The sequence below is a fragment of the Paraburkholderia sp. HC6.4b genome (assembly GCF_014200875.1).
In the GTDB taxonomy this organism is placed as follows: Bacteria; Pseudomonadota; Gammaproteobacteria; order Burkholderiales; family Burkholderiaceae; genus Paraburkholderia; species Paraburkholderia tuberum.
Genome location: NZ_JACHDC010000025.1, coordinates 61,791 through 79,051, shown reverse-complemented (window position 1 = coordinate 79,051; position 17,261 = coordinate 61,791). Strand labels below are relative to the sequence as shown.

The 17,261-nt window shown below is 62.9% G+C and carries 10 protein-coding genes and 1 pseudogene; all 11 read left to right on the top strand.

Annotated features, from left to right (window positions below; genetic code table 11):
• The first annotated feature begins 42 nt into the window (after window positions 1-42).
• The 11 genes and pseudogenes from HDG34_RS32280 (at window position 43) to HDG34_RS32235 (ending at window position 17,223) form a co-directional block, all read left to right on the top strand.
• Window positions 43-987, top strand: a complete 945-nt coding sequence (locus tag HDG34_RS32280; protein ID WP_184066235.1) for an ABC transporter substrate-binding protein — start codon at window positions 43-45, stop codon at window positions 985-987.
• A gap of 114 nt (window positions 988-1,101) precedes the next feature.
• Window positions 1,102-2,118 carry an aldo/keto reductase gene (locus tag HDG34_RS32275; RefSeq protein WP_184066232.1) on the top strand — a complete coding sequence of 339 codons (1,017 nt, stop codon included), beginning with the start codon at window positions 1,102-1,104 and terminating at the stop codon, window positions 2,116-2,118.
• A gap of 57 nt (window positions 2,119-2,175) precedes the next feature.
• A complete protein-coding gene (locus HDG34_RS32270; RefSeq protein WP_221309320.1) occupies window positions 2,176-2,490 on the top strand; it encodes an L-rhamnose mutarotase in 315 nt (104 codons plus the stop codon).
• A 113-nt stretch (window positions 2,491-2,603) separates the two neighbouring features.
• Entirely contained in the window at window positions 2,604-3,614 is a 1,011-nt protein-coding gene (locus HDG34_RS32265; protein WP_184066226.1) for a zinc-binding alcohol dehydrogenase family protein, read from the top strand.
• A 25-nt stretch (window positions 3,615-3,639) separates the two neighbouring features.
• Window positions 3,640-4,779, top strand: coding sequence for a mannitol dehydrogenase family protein (locus tag HDG34_RS32260; protein ID WP_184066223.1), 1,140 nt, complete (start codon window positions 3,640-3,642; stop codon window positions 4,777-4,779).
• 91 nt (window positions 4,780-4,870) lie between these two features.
• Window positions 4,871-5,065 (top strand): annotated as a pseudogene (locus HDG34_RS32255) (hypothetical protein); the annotation flags it as partial.
• Window positions 5,066-5,549: 484 nt separating this feature from the next.
• On the top strand, window positions 5,550-5,972 hold the full coding sequence (gene bcsR / locus HDG34_RS40285) for a BcsR/BcsP family cellulose biosynthesis protein (RefSeq protein WP_090806611.1): 423 nt from the start codon (window positions 5,550-5,552) through the stop codon (window positions 5,970-5,972).
• A 103-nt stretch (window positions 5,973-6,075) separates the two neighbouring features.
• Entirely contained in the window at window positions 6,076-8,331 is a 2,256-nt protein-coding gene (gene bcsA, locus HDG34_RS32250) for a UDP-forming cellulose synthase catalytic subunit (RefSeq protein ID WP_184066220.1), read from the top strand.
• The gene (gene bcsB, locus HDG34_RS32245) at window positions 8,328-10,715 is read left to right on the top strand and encodes a cellulose biosynthesis cyclic di-GMP-binding regulatory protein BcsB (RefSeq protein WP_311734898.1); all 2,388 of its coding nucleotides are present in this window, start codon (window positions 8,328-8,330) and stop codon (window positions 10,713-10,715) included. Before bcsA ends, bcsB (HDG34_RS32245) begins: the two co-directional genes overlap by 4 nt.
• A 40-nt stretch (window positions 10,716-10,755) precedes the next feature.
• Window positions 10,756-13,164, top strand: coding sequence for a cellulose biosynthesis cyclic di-GMP-binding regulatory protein BcsB (bcsB, locus tag HDG34_RS32240; protein ID WP_184066217.1), 2,409 nt, complete (start codon window positions 10,756-10,758; stop codon window positions 13,162-13,164).
• 222 nt (window positions 13,165-13,386) lie between these two features.
• Window positions 13,387-17,223, top strand: coding sequence for a cellulose biosynthesis protein BcsC (locus HDG34_RS32235; RefSeq protein WP_184066214.1), 3,837 nt, complete (start codon window positions 13,387-13,389; stop codon window positions 17,221-17,223).
• Window positions 17,224-17,261: the final 38 nt, after the last annotated feature.

The window sequence follows — 17,261 nt, the reverse complement described above, 5'->3', positions numbered from 1 at the left end:
AGTCCAACAAAGCAGTGCAATCACCAACCCAAGGAGTGAGACATGAGAAAGATGTATCTGGCATTGGCCGCCGCACTTTTGACCGCAGCGACGGCCCACGCGAATGCGGCGAGCGGAGAGATCGCCGTGATCGTCAAGACGGCCAACTCGAATTATTGGCAGAACGTGCAAAAGGGTGCAACGGAGGGCATGAAAGGGCTGAACGGCTACACGATGACGTTTCAGGGACCGGCGACCGAGTCAGCCGTGGCGGACGAAGTCAATATGGTCGAGAACGCGGTGAACCGGCATGTCGCGGCGATCGTGCTCGCGCCGTCCGATCCCGACGCGCTGATCCCGGCAATGAAGAAGGCCTGGGAGGCAAAAATTCCGGTCGTCCTGATCGATTCGCTCGTGTCCGATTCCGGCAAGCAGTATTACCAGTCGTTTCTCTCGACCGATAACGCCAAGGCCGGTGAGTTGTGCGCGAAAGCGATGATCGACCGTGTCGGACAGACGGGGAAAGTCGCTGTGATGTCGTACGTCGCCGGCGCCGGTTCCGAGATTGGCCGCGTGGGTGGGTTCCGGAAGTATCTCGCGCAGCACTCGAAGCTGCAGGTAGTCGGACCGTTCTACTCGCAGTCGCAGATGGCAACCGCGCTCAATCAGACGACCGACGTGCTGTCGGCCAATCCGGATCTGAAGGGCATCTTCGGTGCAAATGAACCGACTGCTGTGGGGATGGGGCGCGCGTTGGCGCAGTCCGGGAAAGCCGGCAAGGTCGTCGCGATCGGCTTTGACGGCAACCAGGACCTCCAGGGCTTCATCAAGGACGGAACCATCCAGGCCATCGCTGTCCAGGGCTCGTATCAGATGGGCTACAAGGGTGTCAAAACGGCGGTGGATGTCATCGAACACAAGCCGGTTACGAAGCAACTGGATACCGGCGTCGTGATGGTCGAGAAGGACAACATCGATCAGCCCGCCGCGAAGAATGTCTTGTATTGAAGCGCGATGCGGACGACGCCAGACGGCGTCGTCCGCCCTTGAGCCCAGCGCTACTCAAGACGCGCGGTGAAGCGTTGAACATCCAGCAATGAATCCCTGGGAACGGAATTCCTGATGAAAGCAAGTGATCTGCGTGAGGTGTCGCGTGCCGGGGTGCAACTGAGCGCACTGGGTATGGGCTGTTCGCAACTTGGCGGCTTGTATCGCACGATGCCCACGGAACAGGCGCGCGCGCTGATGGACGAAGCATGGTCGCTCGGTCTGCGCTATTTCGACACTGCGCCGTTCTACGGCTACACGCTTTCGGAACGCCGCGTGGGCAACGCGTTGTCAGCGCGGCCACGCGACGAGTTCGTGCTGAGTACGAAAGTCGGCAGACTTCTTCGGCCGGATCCGACCGTTCAATGCGGCGACGACGGCTGGGCTGAGCCGCTTCCTTTCCGGCCGCACTACGACTACAGCTTCGACGGCGTCATGCGGTCTTTCGAAGACAGCCAGCAGCGTCTCGGTATTGCGCAGATCGATCTGCTGTATGTGCATGACATCGGTCGAATGACACATGGGGATGCAAACGTCGAATTCTGGAAGCAGCTTACAGAAGGGGGCGGTTTCCGCGCGCTCGACACGCTGCGCAACGCGGGGGCGGTCAAAGCCATCGGCCTCGGCGTGAACGAGTGGCAGGTCGCGCATGAAGCCATGCAGGAATTACAGCTCGACGTGACGTTACTGGCGGGCCGCTATACCCTCCTCGAGCAGGATTGTCTCGCGCCGTTTCTCGACAATTGCGTACGGTATGGGCATTCGATCGTGGTCGGCGGTGTGTTCAATTCTGGCGTGCTGGCAGGTAACGGCAAGTTCAATTACGGGGACGCCCCCGCCGGTGTCGTGTCGCGCGTCAACCGGCTGGCTGAGGTTTGCCGTGAATTCGAGGTTCCGCTACCTGCTGCGGCACTGCAGTTTCCGCTTGCGCATCCTGCGGTTGTGTCGTGCGTGGTGGGCGCGCGCAGTGTCGAACAACTCCAGCAGAACGTCGCGTGGTTTGAGCAGGCGCTGCCAGCCGGATTGTGGCAGGAGCTGAAGTCGGACGGTCTGATTGCGGACACCGCACCTGTGCCCGAGGTGGTCGAGTGAGCCTGTGTATCGACGCACATCACCATTAATAGGGAGAACGTAGTGCAACGAATGGGAATGGTCATCGGTATCGATCCGCAGCACATCGACGAATACAAACGCTTGCATGCGCAGGTGTGGCCGACGGTGCTCGATCGCCTGAAACGCTCGAATGTCACCCGCTATTCGATTTTTCTGCGGGAGCCCGAGAACCTGTTGTTTGCTTACTGGGAATACGTCGGAACCGACTATGAAAGCGATATGGCCGAGATTGCGAGCGACCCGGAAACACAACGTTGGTGGAGCCTGTGCAGCCCGTGCCAGAAACCGTTGGTGAGTCGTGCGCCGTCGGAACACTGGGCACAGATGGAAGAGGTCTTTTACCTCGAATAGCGTTGTCTCGACACGGCACTCGTTTGACCTCGCCATGAAGAAACAAATTAACCGGGCTCGCATCGAAACCGCACTATGGCTTCGCGGGTTCTGTAGCTGAAAAAGGAAACCTCATGCTCACTATTATTTGTGAAACTCCCGGCGTACTACGCGCTGAGACGCGCTCACGGCCACCGCGCGATCGCGGCGAAGTGTTGCTACGCGTGCGACGCGTCGGCGTATGCGGCACCGACCTGCACATCTTTACCGGCAATCAGCCATTTCTCGCCTACCCCCGCGTGATGGGACACGAACTGTCGGGCACGGTCGAAGAAGCCGACACGGATTCCGGCCTGGACGCCGGCGACCCGGTCTACGTGATGCCCTACCTGTCATGCGGTCAGTGCATTGCCTGCAGGAACGGAAAAACGAACTGCTGCGTGAACATTCAGGTATTGGGCGTGCATCGTGATGGCGCATTGACGGAGTATCTAAGTTTGCCGCGTCAGTTCGTTCACAAGGCTGAAGGAATCACGCTCGATCAGGCGGCAATGATCGAGTTTCTCGCCATTGGCGCGCACGCGGTTCGTCGCGCGGACGTTCAGGCGGGACAGCGCGTGCTGGTGGTCGGTGCAGGTCCGATCGGTATGGCCGCAATGATCTTTTCACGTCTGCGCGGGGCCACGGTGACGGCGCTCGATACACGGCTCGATCGTCTCAACTTCTGCGCTGAGAAAATTGAAGTGGCGGCTACTGTGCAAATCGGTGATACCGACGTCGACGAGCTGGCGAAACTCACCGACGGCGAATTCTTCGATGTGGTCTTCGATGCGACGGGTAATCCGGCTGCCATGGAGCGCGGCTTTGAGTTTATTGCGCACGGCGCGAAATACGTGTTGATTTCCGTGGTGAGAGACAAGATCACTTTCTCCGATCCGGAGTTCCACAAGCGCGAAGCCACCTTGATCGGAAGCCGCAATGCGACTGCGGAAGATTTCGAAACTGTGCTCAGGGCCATGCGTGCCGGTCAGGTGCCCGATGCGGCACTCAACACACACCGGATGAAGCTTGCCGATGTTCCTGCCGAATTTTCGAAACTGCTCGAACCGTCCGCAGGTGTAGTGAAAGCCATCATCGAATGCTGACTCTGACGCATATCGGATATTTGCCATGAGCCAGCCAATTCTCCAGTTCGGCACTAGCCGCTTTCTTCAGGCGCATGTCGACCTGTTTGTTTCGGAAGCCATGACGCGGGGTGCCGCGCTCGGTGGCATTACAGTCGTGCAGACCACCAGCAGCCAGTCCAGTCAGAAGCGTATTGCAGCGCTGGCAGAGGGCGGGCGATATCCGGTACGGGTTCGAGGTATGCGTCACGGCGTGCTGGTGGACGAGATGCTGAGCGGCAACGCGGTGCGGGCAGCATGGCACGCCGAGTCTCATTGGGCACAAGTGCGAGACGCCGTGGCAGAGCACGTCGAAGTGATTGTTTCCAATACGGGAGACAGGGGGTTCCGGCTTGATGACCGAGATACCGCGACGCTCGTGAATCATCCGGAGCGCGTGCCACAGAGCTTTCCGGCCAAGCTGCTGGTGTTGCTTCATGCCCGTTGGGAACGAAACCCTGATGCGCCGCTCTCCCTTTTTCCATGCGAACTCGTGGTCAATAACGGCGATACGTTGCGCGAACTTGTCGTGACTCTCGCGGTAAAGTGGGGGCTGCCGGAGCCGTTCACTACCTACCTTCGAACGCATTGCATATGGGCCAATTCGCTCGTCGACCGCATCGTTTCGCAGGCGATCGAACCGGTGGGCGCCGTTGCCGAACCGTATGCGCTCTGGGCGATTGAGCAGCAGCCGGGGCTGGTTCTACCCTGCACTCATGAAAACATCGTTTTGACTGACGATCTGCAGCACTTCGAGCGCCTGAAGTTGTTCCTGCTCAATCTCGGTCACAGCTATCTGGCGGAGCGGTGGCTAGAGGACCGCAGACCGGTTGACGAGACCGTATGTCAGGCAATGAACGACCCGATACTACGCGCCAGCCTGGAAACTGTCTGGGCGGAAGATGTGCTCCCGACATTTGCGGTCCTCGGTCAGCGCGAGCAGGCTCTCGCCTATCTCGTCGAGTTACGCGAGCGCCTACTCAATCCGTTTCTTGAGCACCGGATAGCGGACATCGCGCAGAATCACACAGAAAAATTGCAGCGGCGTTTTCTGCCGCTCGTGCAACTTGCCGACAAACTCGGCGTGAAGCCTGGACCGCTGCGAATACGAGCGATGCTGGAGCGCGTCGCATGTCGTTTGCCTTGACGTTCTTCACGTCCTGATAGACGTACGACGCGATTATCGACCGGTCCCGCGTTACATTTCCGGCGTCGGCCCTCGTAACGCGGCGTCCGACGGACTGGATGTTGTCGACTGCACGAAAGAGCTGAAGTCGTTCGACGAGTCGGCGGCGCTCGTCGGCAATCTCGATCTGGTCGTTACCGTATGCACGTCGGTGGCTCATCTGTCGGGCACGCTCGGTGTGACGACACGGCTGCTGCTCGACGTCGACCCGCATTGGGTGTGGATGCTCGGGCGCGACGACAGTCCGTAACACCACGGCGCGCTTTTCAAAACCGATTCCCAGCGCAAATTCGGGAATAATCGGACGCCCAATAAAAAGCAAACGTTTGACTGACCATATTTAACAATTAAAACGCTTAACTTTGCTCTGGAATAGCCGATATATAGATAGGAATTATTTGGGTCCACGCATTAAGTTCCGCTGTACAATACGCGCCGCTCATCCTGAGCGCAAGGGTATCTCATGAGTTACACGCTCGTACCGCAGCGGCGGGGCCCTCGGTTGCCTTGGCTGAAAAATAAGGCTTGCGCGCGGCTCTCCTGAAGAGGTCTCTAAAGGGCGAGTGTATCAACGGTGCCGCCTCACGATTTGGGAATTATTATGGCGGACGCGATGATGTAACGGAAATAATGGTTATCCTTATTCCTAAGTAAAAATTACAGCAAATTGCCCGACCGGTACGCGGTGCAGTCTGCAACAAACAATATGGCCAGTTCGACGGGGATGGCGTATGAGCAGTGCATCAGACATTTCGAATCTCTTCCAGATGTTGGGCGTGAGCCCGTCGCATTATCAAGAAATAGAAAGAATAGAGCAGGGGCAAGGTTCGCGTGGGCGTTGGTCCATGCAGACCACCTCGTCGCCAGGGGACACGACCCGGGACGACTCGGCTCGCGAGGCTGAAGCCGTTCTTCCCACCGATGTGACTGAAGTGGCCCCCGCCGCGCCGCCGCAGCTGATTGCGCCAGCCGTCCCCGCTGCCGTGTCCGGATCTCTTCCGGTATTGCAAGCCGCCCCCGAACAGCCGGTCCTTCAGTTCAATCCCGAACCTGTCACCGCTCCTCAGCAGCCGGACTCTCTGAGCGCCGTGTTTGCGCGCCTGCGGGAACGGAGTGAGCCTCAAGAAGGTGTTCCGCAACGCCAGACGTCATGAACTTCGTCACAGTCTTTTCCGTCAATGACGGCCTGGTTAAAACCACGGTGGCCGCGAACCTGCGCGTCGTGCCGAACCGGCGCACGCGCTAGAAGACCTTTCCATGGCACAGATCAAACGCAGGCTGAGCAAGACGGAGCAGCGGCGGCAAACGCGCAACACGGACCAGAGTGACGATGCGGGAAGTTGGGACGACAAACTTCTGGAAGCGGGGACACCGCTATGGGCGTCGAACTGGCTGCGGCTGGCAGTGACGCTATTGGCCGCGCTGTTGTTCACTTCTGCCATGACGGTCAATCTGGCCGTGTCGAAGCAATGGACGTTTGGCATCCTTTGCATGGTCGTCGCGGTTCTGCTGAACCGCATTCGCGGCAGGATCATCACGGTGTCCCTGGTGGCATTGTCGGTGTTTATGTCCTTGCGCTACCTGTACTGGCGCCTGACGCAGACGCTGTCCTTTACCACCTCGCTCGACATGACCTTTGGCTGCCTGCTGCTGCTGGCCGAAGGGTACGCGGTGCTCATGCTGTTGTGCAGCTACTTTCAGACGCTCTGGCCTCTGCATCGCCGGCCTGCGCGCTTGCCGGCCGATAGCTCGGCATGGCCGACGGTGGATGTGTACATTCCCACGTTCAATGAGCCGCTGCAGGTCGTGCGGCAGTCGGTGCTGGCCGCCACGCTGCTCGACTGGCCGGCCGACAAGCTGCGCGTGTATGTGCTGGACGACGGCCGTCGTGACGAATTCCGGCAATTCTGCGAGCAGGCTGGCGTGGATTATCTGACCCGGCCGGACAACGCGCATGCCAAAGCAGGCAATCTCAACGCGGCACTCTCCAGGACGAGCGGCGAGTACATCGCAGTGTTCGACTGCGATCACGTCACCACGCGCTCGTTCCTGCAGGTCTGCATGGGTTGGTTCCTGAAAGATCCGAAGATGGCCATGGTGCAGACGCCGCACGTCTTCTACTCGCCCGATCCGTTCGAGCGCAACCTCGAAACCTTCCGCAAGGTGCCCAACGAGGGTGACCTGTTTTACGGCGTGCTGCAAAACGGCAACGACTTGTGGAATGCCGCTTTTTTCTGCGGTTCCTGCGCGGTGCTGCGGCGTTCGGCACTGGAGGATGTAGGCGGCGTGGCGACGGAAAGTGTCACGGAAGATGCGCTCACCGCGCTCAAGATGAGCACGAGGGGCTACAACACGGCCTATCTCGCCATCCCTCAGGCAGCGGGTCTCGCCACCGAGAGTCTGGGGCGTCACGTCGGTCAGCGCATACGCTGGGCACGAGGCATGGCGGAAATATTCCGTCGCTTCAACCCGCTGTTGATCGCAGGGCTAACACTGCCTCAGCGTCTGTGTTACCTGAGCGCGATGATGCACTTTTTCTTCGGCTTGCCGCGCATCGTGTTTCTGATCACACCGATGGCGTATCTGTTCTTTGGCGCGCACGTCTTTCATGCTTCCGCGCTGATGGTGCTGGCCTATGTCGTGCCGCACCTCGTCATTTCGAGCCTCGGCGCCTCGCGCATTCAAGGGCGTTTCCGACATTCGTTCTGGAGCGAAGTCTACGAAACGGTACTGGCCTGGTACGTGATTCTGCCCGCGTTGCAAGCCGTACTCTTTCCAGGCAGCAAAGGCTTCAACGTGACGTCCAAGGGCGGGGTGATCCGTCAGTCCTTCCTGGACTGGGCGATGGCCCGGCCCTACATCGTTCTGCTGCTCATCAATCTGACCGGATTCATGGTGGGTGTCGCAGGTCTGATCCGCAGTCCGGGCTGGCCCGAAGCGACGAGCATTCTGTTCAACCTGGTATGGGTAACCTACAACATCATGAACCTCAGCGCGGCCGCGGGCGTAGCGAGCGAATCGAGACAGTTGCGTCTCGCTCCGCGGGTCCAGATCGAACTGCCGGCCGCCGTGATTCACGCCGACGGAACTCGCATCGACTGTCAGACCAGCGACTATTCGCACGGTGGTCTGGGGCTGGTGCTGCCTGAGGGCGCACCGTTGCCGGAGCACGGCGATCGCATCACGGTGGCGGTGTTGCGCGACGACTACGAGGACGTTTTCCCGGCCGAAGTGCAGGTGTGCCGCGGACGCACCATCGGCGTGAGTTTTCCGACCCTGACGATCGCTCAGGAGCGCGCCTGGATAGGGGCGACGTTTTCGCGCGCCGACAGCTGGATCGCCTCATGGGGCCGCTATCGTCCCGACAGGCCGCTGCGAAGCCTGTTTGAGGTGCTCGGCGTCGGCATGCGCGGCTTCGGGGAGTTGTTCCGGCATCTGTTCCTGGGTGGGCGTGAGCGCCTTGGCCGTTCGTCCGCAGACCCGGCAAGCGACTTGGGAACAAAGCAATCGTGAGTGTCGGCTACCTGTCGCTTTTGCGCTCCTTGACGAGCGCGCGCCGGTTGGGCGCGGTGTTGTGTTCGGTCCTGTTGCTCGGAGCGGGCGACGTGCTGGCCGCGACGGTGCCCGCTGCGTCGGCAGCGTCGTTCGCATCGCAGGCGTCTACGCCGGCGATGCCCGCGTCGGCTGTCCCGGTCGATGCCGTGCGGCAAAGTCCGCACCCGGAACTCAGCGCGGCGGCGCCGGCCGACGCGTATACCTACCGGATCCCGCTGCTGCGGCAAAACGCGGAGCAGGGGTTGACCTTGCTCGGCGAGGATGCCTATGCGGGCATGGACTTCGGTTTGCGCCGCGACGAGCGCGTAGTCAGCGCGCGGCTCGTGCTGGACTACAGTTACTCGTCCACATTGCTGCCTACGCTCTCGCATCTCAAGGTGTTGCTCAACAGCGTCGTGGGGGCGACCGTAGCGTTGCCCGAACCGGCACCGCGGACGCCGGCGCATATCAGTGTGGATCTGCCGGTGTCGCTGCTGTCCGGGTTCAACCAGCTCACCCTCGAGTTGATCGCGCATAGCAAGGCGAGCGATCAGGGCAACAATCCGCTGAGTTCCGACCTGTGGCTGAAGCCCGGGCCGGACAGTGCGCTGGAACTGACCGTGGTTCCGGCGACCCTGTCCAGTGACCTGTCGCAACTGCCCGCGCCGTTCCTCGACGTGCGCGATGTGCGCAGGGTGGACCTGCCCGTCGTGCTGCCGCAAGCGCCTCGCGCGCAGCGCCTCGAATCGGCCGGTATCGTGACCTCGTGGCTGGGTGCGCAGGCGGGCTATCGCGGTGCGCACTTCTCCGCGAGCCTGGGTACGATACCCGCGCATGGACATGCGGTGGTGCTCGCGCTGCCGGGCGAGGTGCCGGGCTTGACCCTGCCTGCGGTGGAAGGGCCGATGCTGGCCATCGTGCCCAACCCCAATGACGCTAACGGCAAGCTGCTGCTGGTCATGGGCCGCAACGACGCGCAGATCCGCGAGGCCGCGACCGCGCTGGTGCTTGGCGCGAAGACGCTGTCGGGCTCTCGGGTCGAGATCGACGCCCCGGTTTCCGTTGTGCCGCGCAAGCCTTACGACGCACCCAACTGGCTGCCGGGTGACCGCCCGGTGCAGTTGGGCGAGATGCTAGCGGCGGACCGCTTGACGGTGCAGGGCTTTCGCCCTGGCGCGATCAATGTGGACCTGCGTCTGCCGCCGGGTCTGTTCGGTTTTGACAACAGCGGCGCGGTGCTGAACCTGCATTACCGTTATACGGCCCGTCCGGAGTCAACGCGCTCGGAGCTCGGTGTGCTGGCCGGCAACACGCCCCTGCAGACCTTGCCGCTGACAGGCGACGCGTCGGACGGTGATGCGGTGATACGCGTTCCGACCTATCTGCTGCCGTCGTTGACGACGCTGCAATTCGACTATCGCTACGAGTCAGTGGCGCCGAAAGACCACGTCGAGGATGTGCCCGGCGGCCCGCTCCTGAGCGCCATCGATCCGACTTCGACGATCGACATTTCCCACCTGCCGCGTTACGCAGCCATGCCGGATCTGCGCGTCTTCGCAGACGCAGGCTTTCCGTTCACGCGGATGGCCGATCTGTCCGAGACGGCGGTGATCCTGCCCGCACAGCCGGTCGCTGGCGACTATTCCGCTTACCTGACGCTGATGGGCAGCATGGGTCAAACCACGGGTTATCCGGTGCTCGGCGTGACGGTGGGCGATCCAGCGCAGGTTGACGCGCTGCGTCGCAAGGACCTGCTCGTGCTGGCGTCGGGTGATAACCAGCCCTTGCTCAAAGCATGGCGTGATGATCTGCCGCGCGGCTTCTTCGCTCCGGTTGCTTCATCGGACCGCTGGATCGCCGCGTGGTGGGAAAAGCTGACGGGTGGGCATGCGCAGGCTGAACGAGAGGCCGCCATCGCCGCACTGTATGGCAGCGACGACCATGACGGCATGTTGGCGGGACTCGAGTCGCCGCTGGCTCGCGGCCGCAGCGCGGTGGTCGTATCGGGCAATACGCCGGACGGTCTCGACGCTGTCGTGGACGTGCTGCAAGCCAACCGCTACCTCATCAGCAAGCGTCCGGACGACAAGATCAGCGGCAGCCTCGTGGTCGTGCATGACGGCACGCTCACCACGCTGAGCAACGATCAAAGCTATTTCATCGGGTCCTTGCCGCCTGGGCTCGCGCTCGAATGGTTCTTCGCGAGCCACATCCTGCTGCTGCTCGTGGCGACGCTCGCCAGCGTCGTGCTCATAGGTTTGCTCGGCGGCGTGTTTCTGCACCGGCGTGCCCTGAATCGATTAGACCTGGATATTCCCCAGACATCGCAACGTGAAGAAGGACGAAGAGGTTCTCATGTTTAGAAGACGGCCTGACATCTCCCGGGCACGCCTTGCGCGTTGCATGACTGCGCAACCAGTATGGCCGGCACTGTTGCTCGGTTGTGTGTTTGTCACATCGACGGTAACCCAGGCGGCGCAACCAGCGGCGGCTGCCGCCGCTGCGCGGCAGGACGCGTCGGCTTCGGCCGGCGGCGCGGCCAACCCGTCCGCGCGGCCGGCAACGGCAGATAGCAACGCGGCGCCGTTGCAGTCCGTGCCGGACGCCGGAGCCGCTACCGCGGCTTCTTCGACGGTGACCTATTCGCTGCAGCAACTCGGCGCGCAATACGCGCTCAACCTGCGCGGCGTCGACGGCAGCAATACGCTGCCGGTCGGCGTGCGCGACGATCGGGTCGTCACAGGTGCGCGACTGAACCTGCGCTATGCCTATTCGCCGGCGCTGCTGCCCGATCTGTCGCACATCAATGTGCTGGTCAACGATCAGGTGGCGGCATCGATCGACGTGCCCAAAAACACGTCCGGCACCAACCTGCAGCGCACTATCACGCTGCCGCCGTATCTGTTCACCGCGAACAGCAAGCTGCGTCTGCAACTGATCGGCCACTACACCAACCAGTGCGAAGACCCGCTGCACTCGAGCCTGTGGGCCAACATCAGCAACGACAGTACGCTGAGCATCGACACCCAGCCGCTGGCGCAGGCCGGCGATCTGGCTCGCCTTCCGCGACCCTTCTTCGACGAGCACGATATTCGCCGGTTGGACCTGCCGTTCGTGTTCGCCGGCAATCCTGATACGGCCGCGCTGGAAGCGGCCGGCGCCGTGTCGTCGTGGTTCGGCGCATTGGCGAAATATCGCGGCGCGCAATTTCCGGTATCGATCTCTACCGTGCCTGCCAGGGGCAACGCGGTCGTCATCGTCGACAGCGCGGCGCAAGCGAGCCTGGCGGACTCGCCGCTGCAAGGTCCGACTCTCGCCGTCGTGACCAACCCCAACGATCCCAACGGCAAGCTGTTGCTGGTGATGGGCCGTGACGGCAAGGAACTCAAGCAGGCCGCCGACGCGCTGGTCACGGGCACCCAGACGCTGTCGGGTTCGAGCGCGCTCATCACGCGGTTCGCCGAGCTCGCGCCGCGCAAGCCGTACGATGCGCCGCGCTGGCTGCGCACCGACCGTCCGATGTCGTTGGGCGAACTCGTCGATACCAAACAATTGCAGGTGTCGGGCTACAGCCCCGATCTGATCCGCATCAATATGCGCGTGCCGCCCGACCTGTTCGGCTGGCATGCACCCAACGTGCCGATCGACCTGCATTACCGCTATACGCCGCAGCCTTATATGGTCAATTCGTCGCTGCTGTTCAGCGTCAGTGACCAGTTCATGAAGTCGATTCCGCTGCTCTCGCTCGAACGGCTCGAGGGCGGCAGCAAGCTGCGGGGTGAAGTTTTGCCCGACAGCAGCCTGCCGCGCCAGGCGAAACTGGAAGTGCCGCTGGAGGCGCTGTTGCAGCCGAATACCCAGTTGCAGTTCCGCTACATGTACGACTACATCAAGCAGGGCGAGTGCCGGGACATCATCATCGACAACGTGCGCGGCGCGGTCGATCCCGAATCGACGATCGATCTGTCGCAGTATCCGCACTACATCGCCATGCCGAACCTGGCCTCGTTCGCCCAGGCGGGCTTCCCGTTCACGCGCATGGCCGACCTGTCCGGAACGGACGTCGTATTGGGCCCCAACGCGGGCACACCCGAATACAGCACGTATCTGGCGGTGATGGGCCGCATGGGCGATTCGACCGGCTATCCGGCGCGCGGCGTCACCGTGCTGCGCGGTCAGCGCATCGACGCGATGCCGTCCGACAAGGATCTGCTCGTGATCGCCTCGGGTGCGGATCAAGCCTGGCTCAAGGACTGGGCGCGGACCATGCCCGCGGCGTATGACCACAGCGCGCAGTTCGCCGTATCGGATCTGCCGGGTCGCGTGCTGGGCTGGTTCCATGCCAACCCGCGCCTCGACGCCGAACCCCGCCGCCTGTCGCTGGCCTGGTCGGGGCCGGGCGTGAGCGCCGTGCTCGCAGGCTTCGAATCGCCGAAGCAACCGGGCCGCAGCGTGGTCATGCTGGCCAGCAATCAGCCCGACGGCCTGACGGATGCGGTCTCCGCGTTGCTGGATGCGCCGAACTCGGGCAAGCAGCCCATCCAGGGAAGCCTCGTGTCCATCCGCGGCACGGAAGTCGATTCGCTCGTGAGCGAGCATACCTACTACGTCGGGCATCTCGGCATCTGGCGCGGCCTCGACTGGTGGCTGGCTTCATTCGGCCTGTCGCTCGCGTGGGTGCTGAAGGCGCTGGGCATCATCGCGCTCGTGCTGATCGCGGTTGGTCTGTTTTCGTTCTTGCGGCGCCGCCAGGCCCGGCGCGACGCTGAAGCCCGTGAGCGGCTGCGGGCGTCGCGGCAGCAACAATCATAATCAAGGAAAGTCATGGTAGTCAGACGCAGCCGCAACCGGGCCTGGATTCTCGGACTGATGGTCGCCTCGGTCGGCCACCCGGGCTGGGCGCAGGATGCTACGTCCAACATGCTGCTGGAACAGGGCCGCTACTGGCAAACGCATGACAAGCCCGATCTGGCCGCGCAGTCCTGGTCGAAACTGCTGCTGAGCGACCCGAAGCAGCCCGAGGCGCTGTATGGGATGGGCACGATCGCCGTCGGCAAGCACCAGTTCGCGGCGGCGAACGGGTATCTGGCCAGACTTCGTGCGGCCGCGCCGGGCAGCCGCTTCGTGCCGCTGCTCGAGCAGAGCTTGCGCCTCGCGGTCGAACCGGGTAAGTCCACCTTCGCCAAGGCGCGCCAGATGGCGCAAGACGCCGTCAACCAGAAGGATCAGGCCGCGTTGTTGGCGGCCCTCGCCGAATATAACAAGGCCTTGGGCGGTAAAGCGCCGCAGGGCAGTGTGGCGCGAGAGTATTACAGCTATCTGGGCTATACGGATGGCGGTGTGGATCAGGCCATCCAGGGCCTCGAGCGCCTGAATGCCGAGACGCCGAACGATCCGAACACCATGTTGCCGCTGGCCCAGCATATGGTGCGCGACGAACAGGATCGCGCGGCGGGTGTCGCCCTTCTGGAAAAGCTTGCCGCTCGTCCGGACATCGGCGGCGAAGCGACGGAAGTCTGGCGCTCCGTGCTGACTTGGGTCACGCCCACGCCGAAAAACAGATCGTGGTTTGAAGACTATCTGAAGCTGCATCCGGACGACGACGAAATACGCCATCAGATGCTGGCGCCGCATCCGCTCGCACCGGCCGGTCCGGTCGTGGATGCACGACTGACACGCGGTTTCGCCGCGTTCAAGTCAGGCGACATCACCACGGCCGAGCAGTCCTTTTCCGCTGTGCTGCGTGACAAACCCGACAGCACGGATGCGCTGGGGGGACTGGGCCTCGTGCGCATGCAGCAAGGCGACCTGGCGCAGGCGCAGACGCTGCTGTCGCGGGCGGTGTCGCGTCCGGGCGCGGGCGCGAACTGGGCCAAGGCCCTCAATTCCGCGCGCTACTGGCTGCTGGTGAACCAGGCCGAGGGCGCGCAAAACGTGGGCGACTTCGCCGCCGCGCGACGCGAACTCGATCAGGCGCTGCGTCTGGATCCAGCCGAGCCGGGCGGGCGCAATGCGTCGGCCCGGTTGGATGCGGCGCAGGGCGACCTGACGCGTGCTGAAAAGGGCTACCGTGACGTGCTGGCGACAAGCCCCGATAACCGCGAGGCGGCGAGCGGCCTCATCGATATCCTGGCGCAGACGGGACGCGCCGATGAGGCCCAGAAGTTGATCGACGGCATGTCGCCCGAACAGAAGGCCGGCATCGGCGGGCTCGATCGGCTGCGCGCCGCCGTCGCCGCCGCTCGGGCCGATGCCGCCGCGCAGCGTGGCGATCTGAGCGCGGCCCGGCACATTCTGGAAGACGCCCAGCGCAGCGCGCCCGACAACCCGTGGATTCGCCTGGAACTGGCGCGCTACGATCTCGAACAGGGTCATGCCGACGAAGCGAAGCAACTCGTCGACGGCCTGCTCGTCACGAACCCGGACAATCCCGAAGCGCTCTATGCGAGCGCGCTGCTGGCCATGCAGATGGGCGACTGGACGCGCGCGCAGGACACGATGACGCGCATCTCCACCGCCTCGCGCACGCCGAACATGGTTGCGACGGCGCAGCAGATCGATTTTCAGATGGTCGTGGCGCAAGCCTCGCAAACGGCGCTCGAAGGCAATCTGGAGGATGCGCGCAGTATGCTGGCGCGGCTCGAACCCGCGGCGGGTCAAGACCCGGCCAAGGTGGGCGCGTTGGCGCAGGCGTATATCGACGCGGGCAACACGCCGCGCGCCATGAGCCTGATGCACGGGCTGATGCCTAACGGTCTGAAGGGCAGCGGCCCGGATGTGCAACTGGCTTATCTGGGCCTGTTGCTCAAGACCGGCCAGTATGTCCAGGCCGGGCTCGCGATGCGCGAGTTGCAGGGCCAGACGCTGACCGCGGACCAGCGCCGGCAACTGGACGAACTGAACTACCTCTACACGGTGCGACTGGCTGACCAGCAACGTCAGCAAGGTGACCTCGCGCAGGCCTACGACACGCTGGCGCCGATCCTCGCGAAGCGGCCCAACGACAGCCTCGCCACGGCCGCGCTCGCGCGCATGTACGCCGCCGATGACAAGTATGACCAGGCACTGTCGCTTTACCAGAAGGCGCTCGTCAACGACCCCAACAATCCGGGTTTGCAACTGGGCGTCGCGATGGCGGCAGTGCAGGCCGGCAAGAACAGCGTTGCCGATGCGGCATTGAAAGAGGCCGTTGCGAAGGCGCCCAACGATCCCGACGTGCTGGCCGGCGCCGCGCGCATTTACGTCATGCAGGGCAAGACCCGCGAAGCGCAGTCGCTGCTGGAATCCGCCATTGCCGCCAAGGAAAAGCGGCTCGGCGTGCAGGCGCAAGACGTCCACGTGGCGGGCAATCCCTTTGTCCACCACGACGACGCTCACCGTCGTCAGGTCCGCCACAGTCGCCAGCCCGCCGCCGAAACGTTCGCCCCGCAACCCGCGGCGCCGGACAGCGTGCTGGCGAACCAGAAGCCTGGTTTCGGGCCCGCTGCTGCTCCGGCTGCTACCGCGGCGAGCGCGACTGCCTCGACCGTGACATCCACGGCTGTGCGCGAGCGCTCGTCCTCTGCTCCATCCGCTCTGCCAACCGTGGCGGGCACGCCGGTCGGCGGCCTGGCGCCGCAAGACACGGTCGCGGTGAGCGAGCCTCAGGACGGTTCGCCGTCGCTCGAGGAAATGCGTAATGAACTCAGCGACCTCCGTGCGCAGCGTTCACCGGAAGTCAGGGGTGGGCTGTTCGTCTCGTCGAACAACGCAGCACCCGGTACGGGTCAGTTGACGAGCGTGCAGCAAGCTCTGGAAGGGGTGCTGCCGGTCGACAACGGCAAGCTTTCCATTCGCGTGACGCCGGTTGAACTCGAGGGCGGCACGTTGGGTACCGACGTCTTCAGCGCCAGTCAGTTCGGCGGCGGCCCGGCCGCCACCCGGGCGCAGCAGGCCGGCAAGGTCGCCGCACCGGGCAAACAGACCGCCTACGGCGTCGGTCTGGGTCTCGGCTACGAGACTGGAAACTGGATGGCCGACATCGGCACCACGCCTTTGGGTTTCAAGTACACCAATGTCGTTGGCGGCGTGATGTTCAGGAACTCCATCGATGCCGGGCAGGGCAGTTGGTTCAACGTGGGCGTATCGCGCCGCGCCGTGACGGACAGCATCACGTCTTTTGCTGGCTCGACCGATTCGCGATCCGGCTTGAGCTGGGGTGGCGTGACTGCCAGCGGCGTGCATGGTGCGATCGGCCTCGACAATCAGGACTACGGCGTCTACGGCTACGGTTCCGCGAAATACCTGGACGGTCATAACGTCCAGTCCAACGTCGGTGCCGAGGTCGGCGCCGGGACGTACTGGTACCTGCTGCGCACGGAGAACAGCATGCTGAGCGCGGGCGTGAACCTGAGCGGCATGATCTACGACCACAACGAAAACAACTTCACCTACGGCAACGGCGGCTACTTCAGCCCGCAGCGGTTCTATGCGTTCAACCTGCCGCTCACGTGGGCGCAGCGTTCGGAGCGCTGGACCTACAAGCTGCAAGCGGCCATCGGTGTGCAGTACTACCACCAGGCCGGCTCGGCGTATTTCCCGACCGACAGCGGGTTGCAGGCCGCAGCAGTCTCAGCGGCTTCGACCATTGGCCTCGCCGACGGCGCGATCCATCCCGACCAGTCCTCGACCGGCTTCGGCTACAACCTGCTGGCCACGGCCGAATACCGCTTCACCAATCATCTGACTGGCGGAGCCTCGGTGGGCGCCAACAACGCGTCCAGCTACCGGCAGTGGGCGGCGGGCCTGTATTTGCGCTATACCCTTGCGCCACAGACGAAGGCACTGGATATGCCGGTCATCCCTTACCAGTCGCATTACAGCGATCAGTAGCCCGCCGCACTGATCGATCGGACATTGATTATTTTTCA

What these genes read in the sequence shown, in the direction of transcription:
- HDG34_RS32280 (WP_184066235.1), top strand. Translation starts at nt 43, where the DNA reads ATGAGAAAGATGTATCTGGCATTGGCCGCCGCACTTTTGACCGCAGCG.
- HDG34_RS32275 (WP_184066232.1), top strand. Translation starts at nt 1,102, where the DNA reads ATGAAAGCAAGTGATCTGCGTGAGGTGTCGCGTGCCGGGGTGCAACTG.
- HDG34_RS32270 (WP_221309320.1), top strand. Translation starts at nt 2,176, where the DNA reads ATGGTCATCGGTATCGATCCGCAGCACATCGACGAATACAAACGCTTG.
- HDG34_RS32265 (WP_184066226.1), top strand. Translation starts at nt 2,604, where the DNA reads ATGCTCACTATTATTTGTGAAACTCCCGGCGTACTACGCGCTGAGACG.
- HDG34_RS32260 (WP_184066223.1), top strand. Translation starts at nt 3,640, where the DNA reads ATGAGCCAGCCAATTCTCCAGTTCGGCACTAGCCGCTTTCTTCAGGCG.
- bcsR (WP_090806611.1), top strand. Translation starts at nt 5,550, where the DNA reads ATGAGCAGTGCATCAGACATTTCGAATCTCTTCCAGATGTTGGGCGTG.
- bcsA (WP_184066220.1), top strand. Translation starts at nt 6,076, where the DNA reads ATGGCACAGATCAAACGCAGGCTGAGCAAGACGGAGCAGCGGCGGCAA.
- bcsB (WP_184066217.1), top strand. Translation starts at nt 10,756, where the DNA reads ATGACTGCGCAACCAGTATGGCCGGCACTGTTGCTCGGTTGTGTGTTT.
- HDG34_RS32235 (WP_184066214.1), top strand. Translation starts at nt 13,387, where the DNA reads ATGGGCACGATCGCCGTCGGCAAGCACCAGTTCGCGGCGGCGAACGGG.